Raw genomic sequence first — 17,337 nt, 5'->3', positions numbered from 1 at the left:
GGAGGAAGAATGTTATGTCATATCAACAAAAAAGAGGAAAAAATACAGCTTGACGAAATGGCTTAATGCGTAATTTAGCAACAGAATTAATTATTAATGAACGATTAGAAATTACTGAAACACGGGCAAAAGAATTACGTCTTCATGTTGAAAAATTAATTACATTAGGAAAGCGACAAGATTTGCACGCGCGTCGTCGTGCTGCTAGTTTTTTACGCGACATTGATGCAAATGAAAAAGAAACAGCATTGCAAAAGTTATTTAATGGTGTTGCCAAAAAATATCAAAACCGGAATGGGGGCTATACCCGCATTTTAAAATTAGATAATCGAAAAGGGGATAATGCCCCAATGGTAATTATTGAATTAGTATAAAGAAAAAACTAACAGTCCGTTAGTTTTTTCTTTTTGTGATAAAATAAACAAAGAAATGGAGTTCAAGAAATGATTACAATTAAAACTAACCAAGAAATTGAATATATGCGCAAAGCGGGAGCCATTTTAAAAAAAATTCACCAAGAATTACGGGCAATGATTAAACCAGGTGTAACAGGAATGATGCTAAATCAACGCGCAGAAGAAATTATTGCGGCGAATGATTGTCAACCTAATTTTAAGGGATTGTATGATTTTCCAGCAGCAATTTGTGTTTCATTAAATACCGTCTTAGTGCATGGGATTCCAAACAATGTCTCGTTTCAAGAGGGTGATCTTGTTTCGATTGATGCTGGGTGTGCTTATAAAGGATATAATAGTGATGGTGCTTTTACCGTTATTGTTGGTGCCAACCCAAATCCAGAGCATGTTAAGTTACTGACCGTTACACAAACAGCTTTAACAAAAGCGATTGCAATTTTAAAACCAGGGGTTCGTATTGGTGATATTGGGGCAGTAATTCAAACTTATGTTGAAGGAGAAGGTTTTTACTTACCAACAGAATTTACTGGTCATGGGATTGGTCGTGCTTTGCATGAAGACCCAATGATTCCAAATGTAGGTGTTGCTGGAACAGGAATGCGATTACAAGCAGGAATGACGATTTGTATTGAACCAATGGTTCAAATTGGCACAAAAGCAATTAAAATGTTAGCCGATGGTTGAACCCCTGTTTCTGCGTTAGGATTAGGGAGTGCTCATTTTGAACACACAATATTAATTACAGAAACTGGTTATGAGATTTTAACATAACCCTTTTTTATTATTTTTTCTTTTTTAAGTTAAAAATTGAAAAATAGTCTAATATCGTGTATCATAAATAAATAGGGCTTGATAGTTTAAACATAGGGGGAAATAATGATGGGATTCAAACAAAGAAATTGAACTTGAAAAATTAATCTTTTTGGCAAGCATATTAAAGCAGGGTCAGGAAAGCGTGATCCGTTTGATTATGGACGCGTGAAAAAAATGGCTCGTGAAGTAGCAAAGCAAGAACGATTAGCAGCAAAACAAAATCGCGATAATAATTATAATTTTTAAAACCATACTTAAGATTAAGTATGGTTTTTGATTGTGATGATTAATGCTATTTATTGTTAGGTAAATGATAAATATCGGCAATTTTCTTATAAATCATTGTTTGACAATCCGGACTGGTATAACCATTAAAGCAAAAGACACCAACAAAATGATAACCAACGCCCAATGCTTTTTCATTAAACTTTGCAAAAGCTACAAATTGTGTTTGGTTTTGCGTTTGCTGGTCGCCAAGTTTTTTTCGTTTGGCAAGATCTTTAGTGCTATCAAATTGATAAAGATATTGACCATCAAGAGCAATATAATTAGCATACCCCTTTTTAATTTCTGTTGCTAGACGGTCGGGCGGTATAATGTTTGGAAATCACACTTGTTGTTGCTCGTTAATGGTATAACCTTTTTCCAACGTTGACAGATGATTTTCATCGGTAAAAAGGGTACTTAAAACATCAAAAATCGTGCGAAAGATAATGTCATCAGCTGTTGTAATTTTTCTTTGTTGCAAAATTTTTTGTAAGGTTTTATTTTCCATTTTAAAATCTCCCATGGCAATATTTAATCATAGTTAACTTTGAAGCGGTTAAATATTTTCTTTTTTGGTCTAATATAATAATTATACTAAAAAAAGAATTAAAATGTTATAATTATTACAAGTATAAATAGGGAGGATACTAGTATGTTTTTATCATTTCTTATTGTAGCACAAAACAATCCTGTCAAACTAATGAAAACATTAATGTCAATTAAAGACCAAACTGATGATGATTATGAAATTGTTTTAGTTGATGACACTGGTTTTCAGTCCAAATCACCATCATTAGAGTTTATGAGTGAGCATTTTTATAATGTTGGGAAAAAAATGCAAGTAATTACAAATTTGCGGAGCCAAGGATTTTCATATGGTATTAATACTGCGATTACTATTGCCAAAGGTGATTATTTTATGATTGTTGATGAAGGTGAAATTATTCATAAAACAGCTGTTGCTGTTTTAAAAGAGAACGTGACAAAATATCAAGTTGAACATAAAAAAATTGATATCGTTGAGTTTCGTTTACATTATCCGCATTCAAAAGGTAATAGTGAGATTCGCAATAAAGCTAATATTTTATTATCGCCAAAAACAAATAAGGAAGTATTAGCATATACGCATTCGTTAGTTTTTACTAAAATTTTTCGTCGTAAATTGGTATTACAAAAAAACATTACCTTACTTGATTATCGTCGAACAGATGCTTTCTTTATTTACAATATTTTAGCATACACCAATGGTTTTTTAGCAATTGAAGATATTTTAGCTGACTATGAATTAGGAGATGTTAATTATAGTGTTTTTGATTTGTTGAAACAATGAATTTATATTTTTAATTTATATCGTGATTTGAACTTATATCGTGAATATCAAGAAGAATTAGAATATGCCTTCATTCGTTTTTGTCTTGTGACATTTTTACGCCTTGTTCGTTTGCAAAACAATAAAGCCTTATCGGTCAAAGCAATTCATAGCACTGAAAATAAATTGGAACGACGATATAAAAGTTTTGTTAAAAATAAATACATTAAAGATATTCAAGAACCAAAGTTTAAAATAATTGTTAGTGATATTAAAGGATTTATTAAAAATTGAAAACAGGAAAATATCAAATAAGATTTTATGTCAAAATTAGGCGATAAAACTAATCATTCGATGTCAAACAAAGATAGTAATGATGTAGCAATGACAACAACAACCAACGAAGATTATAACTTGCATCAATTAGCACGACCATTACGTGTTATTTTAGTGCGTTTTTTTGATATTATTCTTGCTAGTGTTCTCCCGTTAATTTTAACTTTAACAATGAATTCTTGAGATGCACAGCGAACAGTTTGAGCACCAATTGTGGTTATTGGAGTAACATTTTGCTTGTTCTTTTGTTACTTTGTTCTTTTGCCATATTTTTGGGATGGGAAAACGATTGGAAAGTTTTTGTTTCAAATTAAACTAGTTAATGCAGAACAAAAATTAAAATTAGGGGTTATTTTTACGCGAGAATTATTTATTATTTTTTTGCCCTGGTTTATTGTGTTATTAACAAATTTAAGTTTAAATTTAATTTTTCATGTGAATTTAGGTGATTTATTCCGAACAACTAACAAAAACCCAACAGCTTTAATTGTTATTAGAATCGTGACAACAATTTATTTTTTATGATATTTAGGTTTAATTTTTGCCGTTGTGTTAAATCCAAATCATCAGATTTTATTTGACCGTCATTTTCATTTGTTCAATGTTAGAACAAAACCAATTGTCAAAAAACAAAAAAAGGCCCCCAAAAAAACAATAACAAGAGATACTGAACATGTTCATTTACGAAAAGATCAACCAGGAAATATTTCTGATGAAGTTTTAAAAGAAATTGATGAATTATAAGGTAAAATGTAATTGTTTGAAGAGAAAGGACAGAAGAGTATGGGAAATGAATTGATTGAACATTTAAATCCAAATCAGCGTGAAGCTGTATTAGCAATTAAAGGTCCAGTTCGAATTATTGCTGGTGCGGGTAGTGGTAAAACACGGGTAATTATTAATAAAATTGCTTATTTAATTAAATATGCTAATTTAGAACCATGACGAATTTGTGCTGTAACTTTTACTAATAAAGCTGCAAATGAAATGAAGGAACGGATTGTTGCTTTAATTGGTGCTAATGGGAAGCGATGCAGGATTTCAACTTATCATGCTTTGTGTGTCCGAATTTTACGTGAAGATATTGTTGCTTTAAATTACGAGCGTGATTTTAATATTATTGATATGGCTGATCAAGAAAGTATTTTACGAAATATTTATAAGACATTTAATGTTAAATATGATGCCCAAGAAGGTCGCATCGTCAAGAATTTTATTAATAATTGGAAAAATGACTTTATTAGTCCAGCTAGTGCAAAGAGTAATGCTATTGGTGATGAAAAACGTTGAGCAGAGGTTTATGACCATTATGAAACGCGACTAAGAGAATTAAAAAGTCTTGATTTTAATGATTTAATTTTATTGACATATAAATTATTTAAGAATAATCCGGAAGTGTTAAAAAAGTGGCAAAACCGCTTTGACTATTTTTTAGTTGATGAATTTCAAGATACAAATGAATTACAATTTGATATCATTAAATGATTGGCTGGTGATAATCCTAACATTACAGTTGTTGGTGACCCTGATCAAACAATTTATTCGTGACGTGGGGCAAAAGTCAGATTAATTTTAGACCTTGAGAAATACTTTCCGGGGACAGAGACAATTATTTTGAATGAGAATTATCGCTCAAGTCAAAGTATTTTGTCATTAGCTAATAATTTAATTGCAAATAATAAAAACCGAGTTGAAAAGGACTTATTTACAAATCAGGCATTAGGCCAGTTACCGATTTTGTATTATGCCGCAAGTAGTATTGATGAAAGTGATTTTGTGGCGCGAAAAATTAAAGAATTAATTAAACAAGAAAGTTATGATTATAAAGATATTTTAATTTTATATCGAGCAAATCACTTATCACGTGATTTAGAAATTGCTTTAGCGGATTATGGTATTTCGTATCGTATTTTTGGTGCTTTCAAATTTTATGAACGAAAAGAAATTAAAGATGCTCTTGCGTTCTTAAAAATAATTATGAATAATGATCAGTTAGCGGTAGAACGAGTATTATTGTTGACCCCAAAAATTGGTCCAAAAGCGTTTGAACAAATTATGGCCCTTTTAAAAGAACAAGCAATTACTTTTACAACACTGTTAACAGATCATTTTGATTTATTACCAACAAATTTACAACATAATTTATTTGATTTACGTGCAGGGATTTTAGCTGCTTTAATGGAATTACCAAAAACAAAAACAATTGAAAATCTTTTAATGTTATTATTAAATAAAACTGGTTATCAACAACGTTTACGTGATAATTTTGAAGAAGAACGTGAAGAAAACATCTTAGAATTAATTGCTTCGGTTGTTAAATTTGACCAACAAAACGAAGAATTAATCGGGACTGATTTACTAGCTGAATACCTCCAATTAGTTTCTTTACAAACTGACAGTGACAGTGATAATTTAACTGATAATACTGTTTCTTTAATGACAATTCATAATGCGAAAGGATTAGAAAAAAAGGTTGTTTTTATTGTTGGTTTAAACGAAGGGATTTTTCCATCAAGTCAAGCCATTAAAATGGGCTATGATCAAATTGAAGAAGAACGTCGAACATTATATGTTGCGATTACGAGAGCACAAGAATTATTATTTTTGAGTCATCCGGAAGGTTATTCATATATTACAGGAAATGAACGTTTTCCTTCGCGTTTTATTAAGGAATTGGATGAAAATTTTTATCAAAGAGTTAATAGTGAATTATTTTTTAGTAAGTCAAAACCTTTTGTTATTCGTGATGGTGTTAAAACAAGTGGCGAAATTGTCTCATCTTTTCATTTACAGAAAAATATTGAACCAGTTTTTAAACCTAATTTATGGAAAGTAAATGATACTGTTAGTCATGATTTATTTGGGATTGGTGTTGTTGTAAAGATTATTGCCCAAAATGTCCAAATTGTTTTTCCAAGTCCATATAATGTTAAGATTATTTCTGCTGATAGTCAGGCAATTAAAAAAATCGGATAATGGAGGCTGAGTACGATGAAAATTAAAAATTATAAAGAGTTAGCTAAAATTGCTGGTTGTGGGGTCGGAACGATTTCTCGTTATTTTAGTGGTGGATCAATTAGTGATGAAATGCGCGAACGTATTAATGCGATTTTACAACAAAATGATTTTTTGCTAAAAAAAAATCATTTGCAGACGAATGCTACTTTATTAATTTTTGATAAAATATCAAAATGAACTTGCCAAATGCTTCAATTTTTATTTGATAAATTAGCCGATAATGATATTATGGTCAATATTGTTTTAATTAATGAGAATGAAAAACTATTTGATTTAAAGTTTCAGGCATTACAACAACAATGAAATATGAAAATAATTATTTTTACTAGTTATTATCAAGAAATTTCAAATTTAATAAAGAAATATGAAAATAATGCCAATGTGCTTATTTTTGGCCAACAAAATAATAAGTTTCAAGCATTATATTTTGATTTTGAAAAAATAATGTACCAATTAGTGACTAAAACTGCACCCCAAACAAACGCAACATTATATTTGTCATTAGGAACAGAGTGAAAAGCATTATATCGCGGTTATTTTAAAGCTAGTAACGATTTAAGTCTAATGACTAATTATCTTGTTTTAACTGGGACTGATTATGATGCTGATTTAGAAGCATTAACAAACACTATCATTGATAAACATATTGAAACAGTAATTTGTGTTGATGAAGATAGTTATTTTCTTGTCAAAAGTATTAAAACAGTAGCATTGAAAATTATTAATGTTAATTTTGATCCTAATTTATTACCTAATTATTTAACAGCAAATCAAGCCATTCAAATTGATTCTAATTGAATTATTGATCAGTTAATAACATTTTTAAGTTCCGATCTTCTCTCAAATGAACAACAAGAAGTTCCCGTTAAAATTATTGTTTAAAAAGATAAAAATGTTGAATGATAATATAGTTATTTTTATTTTTTTTGATATAATAAGTGAGTATATTTTAAAGGAGGAAATTTAATGGCATCATTTAAAGCTGTTATCGCAGATCCTGTTGGTATGCATGCTCGCCCAGCCGCATTGATTGTAGGAGAAGCCGGAAAATATCAGTCAGATATTACTATTTTCTCAGGAGGAAAAACTGGTAATCTGAAATCAATTATGACTATTATTGCGTTAGGAATTCATCAAGGTGCAGAAGTGGAAATTGTTGCATCTGGCGCTGATGAAGATGTTGCAATTGCGGGGATTGAAAAAGTAATGAAAGACAACAAGGTTATTTAAAACTTAGTTATTAAATATACAAGATTAGAATAAATACTACATTTTTGTAGTATTTTTTTATTTGGAATTGATTTGTATAGTATAATTCAAATATAACAATTAAAAAATATTTATTTTGGAAAAAATTTGAAAATATAATTATAAATTTTAGGCCCAATAAGTTATGTAATGGCATAGAACAAAGGAGGCTATAAAATTTATGAAAAAGATATTAATCGTTTTAGTTACCAGTATTTTAACAGGTAATACAATAATGCAATTTAAATCACCACTTAATCAACAGCAGAATTTGGAATTAACACAAAACAAGGTAGATGTTGAATTAATTAAAGATGAAAACGAAAATTTTGGTAAATATGATTCAAACCAAAATTTTCCAGCAATAATAAAATCAATTGTAGATTATTTTAACAGTGTTATTAATATACGTACTGATTTTAGGTTGACTACGAATACTGCTAAAGTTAGTAAAGACTGAATAAAAGAAGGTGTTATTAATGATTTTGAAATAATTTTAGAAAGTAATTTTTGAGATATAATGCGACATATTAATTTGGATTGTAAATTTAGTAATTTTATTCTACCGAAAAAGATTTCATATAAAGATACTAAACCAGGTTCGATTGATGTACAGATCGGAGTTAAAAGTACCTTGGATAAAGAATTTATGTGAACAAAAACATTAACCTATCAGATAATTTTACAACCTGTTATCTCGAAAAACAAAGCTGAGCATATTGTTATAAGCACAAGAGATAATAAGGAAGGTTTTAGTAATGGTTTTGCCTATAATAATCAACTTTATTTTACGAATGTAAATAGACTTATTCGTTTTAATCAACAAACATCTGAGGCTGATGTTGTGATGGAAATAGAAAATAATTTCACTACAAATGGTGTGCTTTATAAGGAGAAACTTTATTTTGGGGCAGAGGATGGTTATGTTTATGAATATAATCCTGCTAATAATGTAAATAATAAAATTTTAAAAGCAAATGGCATCATTAAAAGTAATGGAATTGTTGTAGCTAATAAACTTTATTTTGGAGCAGATGATTATAAGTTGTACCAATATAATGCCATAAACCAAGAAGCAAAAGTAGTGATGACAGCGAAAGGAGCAATTCGACATTCTGGAACCGCGTTTAATAATAAACTTTATTTTGGGGCAGAGGATGGTAGATTTTATATTTATGATCCGAAGTTAGAACATATTGAAACATGAAACTATGGTGCTGTTGTTTTTGATTCTGGTGTTGTTTTCAATAATAAGATTTATTTTATAGGAGTTATAGATAACATTGTTAATTGTCTTTTTAGAGTAGATCTTAAAGATGACACCGTTAAAGTAAGTACATATCGAAACAGAAGAAATATCTTTAGTTCAGCTATTATTTTAAATAATAGAATTTTCTTTTTAGTAAGTTGAGTTTCGCAGTCTGATCTTGTTGTGTTATATGAATTAAATCAAGAAGACCATAGTTTAAATTATATCAATAGTCTTAATTATGTTGGTCCATTGACACGTTGTTTAAATGGTATTATATGGCAGAATAAAATCCATTTTGTACATTCAAGTAATCTTATTAAATATGATCTTGTTAAAAATGAATTTGAATATGTTAAATTCAGCGGATATTATTTTGGGACATGTGGTGTTATTTTGAATAATAAACTTTACTTTGAAGTTATACTGAAAGGTATTCTTGAATATAATTTGCCAACAAGTTATTAAAGGATTTTTATTTTTCAAATAGTAAAAGATAATATCATAAAATAATAAGAAATTAAATTTATCATTTTTTTATATAGTTTTTAATATGTCTTAGTCTAGTGTCAATTAGAATAGCAAACGCTTGTATTTTACGAGTCAAGGGTTTATTTCAATTAATTTTGGCAGAAAACAACCTTTCATTTTTCAAACTTTTGTTAAGAAAAATATGGATATGGGTTTTTTATCATTTTTGTTAAAAATTATTATATAATATTTTTGAGGTGTATGTGATGGTAATTCTTGCAATTGAAACAAGTTGTGATGAAACTAGTGTTGCGATTTATAAAAATGGCAAAATTTTAGCAAATATTATTTCGTCTCAAATTAGTGAACACACAAAATATGGCGGTGTTGTTCCAGAACTTGCGTCTCGTTTGCATTTAAAAAATTTTCCATATGTTTTACTAGAAGCTTTACAAACAGCAAAAGTAAAAGCTACAGATTTACAATACATTGCCTACACAGCAAAACCGGGTTTAATTGGTGCTTTACATATTGGTAAAATAATAGCTGAAACTTTAGCTAGTTATTTAGCAATTCCAATTTTGCCATTAAATCATTTATATGGTCATATTTATGCTAGCGCAATTGATAATAATTTTTTATTTCCCTTATTAGCGGTGCTTGTTAGTGGTGGCCATACACAATTGATATTAATGAAAAAACACTTGGATTTTGAAATTTTAGGTTCAACATTAGATGATGCAATTGGTGAATGTTATGATAAAGTTGCACGTATGTTAAAAATGGGTTATCCTGGTGGGCCGATTATTGATAAGTTAGCATTAACGGGTACGTCAACTGCTTATCATTTGCCACTGCCGTTAAATGACCAAAGTTATAATTTTTCTTTTAGTGGTTTAAAATCAGCAGCAGCTAATTTAATTACAAAAGAGAACAGTAAGGGGGACCTTAATCTACCCAATTTTTGTGCCACTTTTCAAAAAACTTGTGTTGATATTATTATGCGAAAAACAAAATTAGCAATCCAAAATTTTCAACCGAAGATGGTTACCTTAGTTGGCGGAGTTTCTGCTAATAGCGCCTTACGAACAGCAATGTTAGCATTAGCAACACCAAACTTACAGATAATCATTCCAAAATTAGAATATTGTACTGATAATGCTGCAATGATTGCACAATTAGCAGCCCAAGAATTATTGGAAAATAGAATAAAAGGAGACTAGATTACAATGGCATCGTTTTTATCAAAATTAGAGACATTTGATTCAAAGAATTTTACCAAAAAAGAAAATGAAATAATTAAATATATTAAAGAAAATATGAAAGAAGTAACAACAATGAATATTGAAGTTTTAGCACAACAAGTTAATACTGGTTATAGTGCAATTTATGGTCTGTTACGAAAAATGCAAATTAAAGGTTATCGTGATTTTTTAATTGCGATTGCAGCAGATATTGAAATTAAATCATTGGATTTTGAAAATATGGAAAGTTTAATGAAAAAAACATATTTTGATATTCTTAATCAAAATGATACGATGATTAATAATGATGTAATGAATCAAACGATTAATGCTATTAAAGGGGCATATCGAATTTTTGTGATTGGAATGGGTTCAACTAATGCTTTGTCACAAACTTTAGCATTGGAATTATATCGCTTTGGTTTTAATGCCTTTAATTTGGATGAAAATGAAGAAGATTTAATGGTTCGTTCTCGTTTTATGAATAAAAATGATTTAATTTTAGCTTATTCATTATTTGGTGATAATGAATCAGTTAATAAAGCTTTAACAATTGCGAAGGAAAAAGGAGTTACAATTGTTGCCATTTCTGGGAAAGATATGTCAAAAGCAGTTCAATTATCAAATTGATCACACATTATTTCTACTCCTAATCAGCGTGCTAATGACCATAAGATTTATGTCAATAAACTATTACCTTGAATGTATTTTACTGATCATTTAATTAATAAAGTTTGATCATCAGATATCGTTGATAAAGAGTTCATAATGGCACAACAAGATAATCGTTGGGATTATTAACAAATGGAAAATATTTCAATTCTTTCCAAGTTATCAATGATTCAAGGGAGTTGTACTAAAAAAGAAGTTCGAATTGCTAATTACATTCGGGATAATGTTCGTAATATTCGCAATATTAAGATTGAAGAATTGTCAAAAGCAACGGGGATTGGTTATTCACCAATTTATTCGCTAATTGATAAATTAGGTTTTAAGGGTTATCGTGATTTTATTATTGCAATTGTTGCGGAACAAGAACGTTTAGAAACTAATAATTTAAATTTAGAAGCAACAGAAAATATCTTTTTATACTATCAAGATATTTTGCAACGTAATAATCAAATTTTTCATAGTGATAAATTATTAGAAACAGTCACCTTATTAAAAAAAGCAAAAGCAATTTATTTAGTTGGGGTTGGTAATACCGGTTTAGCAGTAAAAGAATTGGCTAATCGTCTCTTTAGTTTTGGTTTTGCTTGCAGTATCTTAGTAGAAGATGAAAATAATACCATTATGCGAGCAAGTTTAATGCAACCAGATGATTTATTAATTTGTATGAGTTTAGAAGGAAAAACACAAGCTGTTGTTGCCGCAGCAAAAGAAGCAAAAAATAATGGGGCAAATGTTGTTGCTGTTACTTCAAAATATAATTCTGATTTATCAAAATATTCTGATGTTAACCATATTGTTATTTCATCATCGTTATATGAAAAAAGTGAGATTTTTATTTCTGTGCTATTACCATTAATATATTGAAATGATAATTTAATTCAGGTGTTATTATCAATGGATAAAGAACATCAATATTTAGAAAACAAGGTTAAAAGTAATAAAATTTTAAAAAAGTATCGTTAAATTATCAGGAACTAATGTTCCTTTTTATTTTTTATAGTACAATATAAATTAAATATAGAATATTAAAAGGAGATTAAAATGACACCACATATTAATGCCAAAAAAGAAGATATTGCTAAAACAGTTTTAATGCCCGGTGATCCATTACGAGCTAAATTTATTGCGGAAACTTTTTTAGAAAATGTAAAATTAGTAAATGAAATTAGAAATATGTATATGTATACTGGAACTTATCAAAATAAGCCAATTACAATTGCGGGTAGTGGAATGGGTTGTCCAAGCATTGGGATTTATTCATATGAATTATTTAAATTCTATGATGTTGATAATATTATTCGGATTGGTTCAGCAGGAAGTTATGATGCTTCATTAAAAATTTATGATATTGTTAATGTAACGGGTGCTTATGGAGAAAATAATTTTGCTCAAATTGTTGCTGGTGTTAATGATAAAGTTCTTGCGGCTTCCAAATCTATTTTTGAAACAATTGAAGAAGTGGCTCAAACTGTTAAGATTAAGACTTATCCGGGAATTGTCCATTCATCTGATGTCTTTTATCGTAAAAATGCCGATGATTGAAAAAGGATTAAAGCTGAATATAACACTGTTTGTGTTGAAATGGAATCGTTTGCGTTGTTTGCTAATGCTTTAGCATTAAATAAAAACGCTGCAACACTATTAACAATTTCAGATTCATTTATTTCCGGTGAAGTTACTTCGGCTGCTGAACGCCAGAATAATTTTCATCAAATGGTTGAATTAGCATTACAAAGTGCAATTAAATTATAGAAACAAAGAAGGAGACAAAAAATGACTACAGTTTTACAAATATATCAAAATCAAATTCAAGATCAAAGTGAAGTTACAATTTTAGGATGAGTTCGTTCAAATCGTAGTAGTGGGAAATTAGGTTTTTTAGTTGTTAATGATGGAACTATTTTTGATAATGTGCAAATTGTTTATAAAGCAGAGCAGTTACCTAATTTTTTAGAACTTAGTGGGATTCGTATTTCATCAGCGGTAAAAGTTACCGGAACTTTTTGTTTAACTCCAACGGCCAAACAGCAATTTGAAATTCAAGCAAGTAACATTGAAATTCTTGACCAAGCAAGTGAAGACTATCCGTTACAAAAAAAAGAACATACTTATGAATATTTACGTGAAATTGCCCATTTGCGGGCAAAGACTAATACTTTTAATGCAATTTTTCGAATTCGTAGTAGTAGTGCTTTTGCAATTCATGAATTCTTTAATAAAAATAATTTTATTTATGTTCATACCCCAATTATTACAAGTAATGATGCTGAAGGAGCTGGAGAATCGTTTGTTGTCACAACAAGAACCGATGATAATTATGCCGAGGATTTTTTTGGCAAAAAAGCTAGTTTAACAGTTTCTGGTCAACTTCATGCTGAAGGTTTTGCCCAAGCTTTCCGCCAAGTTTATACTTTTGGACCAACCTTTCGTGCCGAAAATTCTAATACAACAAAACATGCGGCAGAATTTTGAATGATTGAACCAGAAGTTGCTTTTATTGATTTAACGGAAAATATGGACTTGATTGAAGCAATGGTAAAATATATTATTAATTATTTATTTAATAATAACCGTCGTGAACTTGAGTTCTTAAATAACAATGGTGATGACCAGTTGTTGGCAAGATTACAAAATGTTGTTGATAATGAATTTGTGCGTCTTTCATATACTGAAGCAATTACAATTTTACAAACAGCAATAAAAAATGGTCATCAATTTGAGAATGTTGATATTTTTTGAGGAATGGATTTGCAAACTGAACATGAAAGATATTTATGTGAGCAAGAAACTAAAAAACCAACTTTTTTATTTAATTATCCAAAGGATATTAAAGCTTTTTACATGAAAGTTAATGAAGACAATAAAACAGTAGCGGCATGTGATTTACTAGTACCAGGAATTGGCGAATTAGTAGGTGGAAGTGTTCGTGAAAATAATTATGATAAGATTATTGCCCGTTGTCATGAATTACAAATTCCAACAGCAGATTTACAATGGTATTTAGATTTACGAAAATATGGTTATTGTAAAAGTGCTGGGTTTGGTCTTGGTTTTGAACGATTGGTAATGTATGTAACAGGAACATTAAACATTCGTGATGTTATTCCGTTTCCACGTACTCCCCGTAACTTGTTATTTTAATTTGATGCATACAAAAATTTTATTGCAAAATAAAATTTTTCTTCTGTTATAATTTTAGCATTGCATAGATAAAGAGATATATTATTTAACTTAGTTATTTTTTATATGAAAGGAATATATAAATGAACGAAGTTATTAAGCAATTACGAATTCATAAAGGTTTGACCCAACGTGAATTAGCAAAAATATCTGGCTTACAACAATCAACAATTTGTCGAATTGAAAAAGATTGTTCAAAGACTAGTTGAAACAAAATTCTAAAATTACTAGTTGCGTTAAAATTAGATGTTAAGAAATTTATTGATAAACTATCGGCATATAATGAAACTAAGGTTTATGATTTTTTATCCTTAATTATTGATAATCCCAAAATTCGTAAAGAACTTGATCAAAACCCACGTGTATTAGCGTTAAAGGTTTTACGAATTTTTACTAATTAATTTAAAGTAGTTAGATAATATTGTCTTACCATGCAGTTGAAGCAACTATGAAGAAAAATGAAGACCAAAAGGGTCTTTTATCTTTTTTAATCCTGTTTTTACAAATTAATGATATAATAATAAGAAGTAGTTATTAATTTAATGTTATAAAATAAGGAGCAATGCGGTGAATTGGGATTATTATTTTATTTTTGATGGGGATGGAACAACACAAACATTGCGTTGTATTTGTAAAACAGCTGATGATGCAAAGCAAGCATTAGAAGATTGTTATTTAGATAGTAAATATAACACTGATATTGTTAAACAAATTTCATTTTGTTTAATTTTTACCTTTGATAATACAACGGATAATTATGAATTAAATAAACGAGCAACAGAAGAGTTTATTAAAGAATTATCTGTTTGTCAGCAATGCAATCGGGTAAAAAGTAAGTTAGATCGCCACCACCTTTGCTCAGAATGTGAAAGTGAATTATTAGGAACTGAAACATTTCAATGTGATTTGTGTAAAAAACATCGGCTTGTTCGTGATGATTTTAACCGCGAATTATTTGGAAAATTATTAGTTAATAATAAAGAATATTTAATTTGTTTCAAATGTGCGGCACAAAATTATCATATTCCAGGGCAAGAAGAAAGGGTGGAAACATAGTGAATGAGACAAAGAATTTGTATATAGTGTTTTATACTGAAAATGCACTTTATCCAGATCAAGCTAAAGTTGTAAAAATTTTTCTAAATCAAGCAGAAGCCAACAAATATTTGTTAACAAAAGTGACCTTGAATGGCAAGAAAGTTCCAAAAGATAATAAATGAGTCCTCAAAGTGTATTCTTATGTTGGTTCAAATGATCGTTATGAATATTCAAAATGAGAAACGGGTCAATTTAAAAATGCCATTGGTAATTGTATTCATTGTCATGAATACTTCTTACGAGAAAATAATGCCAATATGTGTGAAAGGTGTTTGGGTCAAGTTAAACAAGGTTTAAAAGAATGCGAAGTTTGTCATAACTTTTTCAATCCTGTTGGAGTTAAATTTGTTTCAAATGGTGATGTTTTTCCATCGTTAGCTTGTCCTGCTTGTTCAAAAACATTAATTAAAAATTTGCAAATTACAATTAAATAATGCAAAATCTTTTAAAACCTGGCGATATTGTTATGGCTGATCATTTTGATAAATTTCAAAATTGATCACGTCACCCGTTTATTATTATTGGTCTTGTTGACCAATATGCCTTGGGATTACAGTTTAGTTCTGTTAAAAAAGGAACTGGAAAAGCAATTGGTTATTTTGATAAAATGATTTTAGATACAATGTATCAACATGAGGCATTACAACCAGAGGAGAAATCTTTTGATGAACTTTGGGAAAATTTTTTTAAAACAAATGAAAGTAAATTTGAAACAATTGATTTAGATCATGAAGATGGATTTGAATATTGGTCACGAGCTAATTTGAATGACTTATATTTATTTGATTTAGAAGATGCTTCGGCATATCACTTTGATCAGAAAAGTAACATTTCACCAACAACTTTTCAAATCATTATTGATAAATTAAAAAAATACCAATGAGAAAATAACATCATAGCAAAAATATTACAAAATATTAAGTAAAAATTAATTGATTTAATATCGGAGGTTTTTGTATGTTTAAATGAAATAATAAAATTCTATTTTATGTTCGCTTAGGAGCTTTGTTAGCAATATTATCCTTTTTAATTGCTGATTTAGTTTTAACAATTGTTGACCCACAACCCCAATTCAAGGAGTTAGGTTATGCGGAACGAGTATCAAATTATTATGCTTTTTTTACAACGCAAACTAATTATATTGTTGCAATGTATTTTTTTGCTTATTTATTTGAAGGCAAGTTTGCAAATTGTAAGCCTAGTTATTTAATAAAATTAGCAGTTACAACATATATTACAGTCACAATGTTAGTTTTCTGGTTAGGAATTTTTACAAATACTCAAGATTCTAACCAATATGATGCTTTTTCTTGGGCATCAACAATTGTGTTACATTTAGTGATTCCGGTTAGTATGATTATTAGTTATATTTTAACATCGGGGAATTTTAAATATGATATTAAAAAACATTATAAATTAGCATTATGGTTGATTTTAATTTACCCGGTTTCATACTTTATTATTATTTTAATTCGTGGAGCATTACGCCATTTAGATCATAGACCAGCCAATACATGATATCCATATTTTTTCTTAAATGTTTATCAAGAATGAGGATGATTAATTTTAATCTTTGCCTTTGTTTGTATTTTAAGTTTATTTATTGGTTTACAATATTTATATATCTTTTTAAATAATAAATTATATCATAAATATCATGGTGAAACATTAAATAAACGTGTTAATGAGAAAGTATTTGGAATTAAAGAAAATAGTGTAACATTACAAAACAAAGATGTTTTTATCCCACAAACCCTATTAAATATTTTTTATAGATAATTTAATTTTTACAAATTTTATGTAACTCCTCACTAATATTAACTTTTTAAAGTTAAAATATTAGTGAGGAATTTTATTATGACAACAAAACACCAGAGCAAAAATTAAAGTGATTCAAATTATTATTTGAAAATAGGTGAACATCTGAAAGAACAAGTGAAGAGGACAGGAAATATTGTTAAAGATTGTTTTTTTGAACAAAATAAAATAGATTTTCTTAACAACAATTTTTAATAA

Annotated in this window: 20 protein-coding genes; 19 read left to right on the top strand and 1 reads right to left on the bottom strand. The window is 28.8% G+C overall.

Annotated features, from left to right (window positions below; translation table 4 throughout):
* Positions 1 to 14 precede the first annotated feature (14 nt).
* From rplQ to E7Y35_RS03130, 3 genes are all read left to right on the top strand, one after another.
* Positions 15 to 374, top strand: a complete 360-nt coding sequence (gene rplQ / locus E7Y35_RS03140; RefSeq protein ID WP_283272902.1) for a 50S ribosomal protein L17 — start codon at positions 15 to 17, stop codon at positions 372 to 374.
* A 69-nt stretch (positions 375 to 443) separates the two neighbouring features.
* The gene (gene map, locus E7Y35_RS03135; protein ID WP_283272901.1) at positions 444 to 1,187 is read left to right on the top strand and encodes a type I methionyl aminopeptidase; all 744 of its coding nucleotides are present in this window, start codon (positions 444 to 446) and stop codon (positions 1,185 to 1,187) included.
* A 108-nt stretch (positions 1,188 to 1,295) separates the two neighbouring features.
* A complete protein-coding gene (locus E7Y35_RS03130) occupies positions 1,296 to 1,475 on the top strand; it encodes a hypothetical protein (RefSeq protein WP_283272900.1) in 180 nt (59 codons plus the stop codon).
* Between the two features lie 46 nt (positions 1,476 to 1,521).
* Here E7Y35_RS03130 and E7Y35_RS03125 read toward each other — a convergent pair whose 3' ends face one another.
* On the bottom strand, positions 1,522 to 2,004 hold the full coding sequence (locus tag E7Y35_RS03125) for a hypothetical protein (protein ID WP_283272899.1): 483 nt from the start codon (positions 2,002 to 2,004) through the stop codon (positions 1,522 to 1,524).
* A 144-nt stretch (positions 2,005 to 2,148) separates the two neighbouring features.
* Between E7Y35_RS03125 and E7Y35_RS03120 the strand changes: the two genes are divergently transcribed.
* The 16 genes from E7Y35_RS03120 (at position 2,149) to E7Y35_RS03045 (ending at position 17,100) form a co-directional block, all read left to right on the top strand.
* Positions 2,149 to 3,120, top strand: coding sequence for a glycosyltransferase family 2 protein (locus E7Y35_RS03120; RefSeq protein ID WP_283272898.1), 972 nt, complete (start codon positions 2,149 to 2,151; stop codon positions 3,118 to 3,120).
* A 6-nt stretch (positions 3,121 to 3,126) separates the two neighbouring features.
* On the top strand, positions 3,127 to 3,885 hold the full coding sequence (locus E7Y35_RS03115; RefSeq protein ID WP_283272897.1) for an RDD family protein: 759 nt from the start codon (positions 3,127 to 3,129) through the stop codon (positions 3,883 to 3,885).
* 39 nt (positions 3,886 to 3,924) lie between these two features.
* Complete coding sequence (locus E7Y35_RS03110) at positions 3,925 to 6,117, top strand: ATP-dependent helicase (RefSeq protein ID WP_283272896.1); 2,193 nt, start codon at positions 3,925 to 3,927, stop codon at positions 6,115 to 6,117.
* Positions 6,118 to 6,132: 15 nt separating this feature from the next.
* Entirely contained in the window at positions 6,133 to 7,041 is a 909-nt protein-coding gene (locus tag E7Y35_RS03105) for a hypothetical protein (protein WP_283272895.1), read from the top strand.
* 84 nt (positions 7,042 to 7,125) lie between these two features.
* Positions 7,126 to 7,389, top strand: coding sequence for an HPr family phosphocarrier protein (locus tag E7Y35_RS03100; protein WP_283272894.1), 264 nt, complete (start codon positions 7,126 to 7,128; stop codon positions 7,387 to 7,389).
* A 199-nt stretch (positions 7,390 to 7,588) separates the two neighbouring features.
* A complete protein-coding gene (locus E7Y35_RS03095) occupies positions 7,589 to 9,124 on the top strand; it encodes a Kelch repeat-containing protein (protein ID WP_283272893.1) in 1,536 nt (511 codons plus the stop codon).
* A 269-nt stretch (positions 9,125 to 9,393) separates the two neighbouring features.
* Complete coding sequence (gene tsaD / locus E7Y35_RS03090) at positions 9,394 to 10,350, top strand: tRNA (adenosine(37)-N6)-threonylcarbamoyltransferase complex transferase subunit TsaD (protein WP_283272972.1); 957 nt, start codon at positions 9,394 to 9,396, stop codon at positions 10,348 to 10,350.
* Between the two features lie 6 nt (positions 10,351 to 10,356).
* Positions 10,357 to 11,172 (top strand): MurR/RpiR family transcriptional regulator, encoded by an 816-nt coding sequence (locus tag E7Y35_RS03085; RefSeq protein ID WP_283272892.1) that lies wholly within the window; start codon positions 10,357 to 10,359, stop codon positions 11,170 to 11,172.
* Positions 11,173 to 11,175: 3 nt separating this feature from the next.
* The gene (locus tag E7Y35_RS03080; protein ID WP_283272891.1) at positions 11,176 to 12,006 is read left to right on the top strand and encodes a MurR/RpiR family transcriptional regulator; all 831 of its coding nucleotides are present in this window, start codon (positions 11,176 to 11,178) and stop codon (positions 12,004 to 12,006) included.
* 78 nt (positions 12,007 to 12,084) lie between these two features.
* A complete protein-coding gene (gene deoD / locus E7Y35_RS03075; protein WP_283272890.1) occupies positions 12,085 to 12,795 on the top strand; it encodes a purine-nucleoside phosphorylase in 711 nt (236 codons plus the stop codon).
* 21 nt (positions 12,796 to 12,816) lie between these two features.
* Complete coding sequence (asnS, locus tag E7Y35_RS03070; protein WP_283272889.1) at positions 12,817 to 14,184, top strand: asparagine--tRNA ligase; 1,368 nt, start codon at positions 12,817 to 12,819, stop codon at positions 14,182 to 14,184.
* Positions 14,185 to 14,306: 122 nt separating this feature from the next.
* On the top strand, positions 14,307 to 14,624 hold the full coding sequence (locus E7Y35_RS03065; RefSeq protein WP_283272888.1) for a helix-turn-helix domain-containing protein: 318 nt from the start codon (positions 14,307 to 14,309) through the stop codon (positions 14,622 to 14,624).
* A gap of 166 nt (positions 14,625 to 14,790) precedes the next feature.
* Entirely contained in the window at positions 14,791 to 15,279 is a 489-nt protein-coding gene (locus tag E7Y35_RS03060) for a hypothetical protein (protein ID WP_283272887.1), read from the top strand.
* Positions 15,279 to 15,755, top strand: a complete 477-nt coding sequence (locus E7Y35_RS03055; RefSeq protein ID WP_283272886.1) for a hypothetical protein — start codon at positions 15,279 to 15,281, stop codon at positions 15,753 to 15,755. Before E7Y35_RS03060 ends, E7Y35_RS03055 begins: the two co-directional genes overlap by 1 nt.
* Positions 15,755 to 16,246, top strand: a complete 492-nt coding sequence (locus E7Y35_RS03050; protein WP_283272885.1) for a hypothetical protein — start codon at positions 15,755 to 15,757, stop codon at positions 16,244 to 16,246. Before E7Y35_RS03055 ends, E7Y35_RS03050 begins: the two co-directional genes overlap by 1 nt.
* A gap of 32 nt (positions 16,247 to 16,278) precedes the next feature.
* Positions 16,279 to 17,100 (top strand): Pr6Pr family membrane protein, encoded by an 822-nt coding sequence (locus tag E7Y35_RS03045; protein ID WP_283272884.1) that lies wholly within the window; start codon positions 16,279 to 16,281, stop codon positions 17,098 to 17,100.
* Positions 17,101 to 17,337: the final 237 nt, after the last annotated feature.

Source organism: Spiroplasma sp. SV19 (assembly GCF_030060925.1).
GTDB lineage: Bacteria > Bacillota_I > Bacilli_A > Mycoplasmatales > Mycoplasmataceae > Spiroplasma.
Note: the sequence above shows the minus strand (reverse complement) of the source record. Positions and strands in the feature narration are given on the sequence as shown.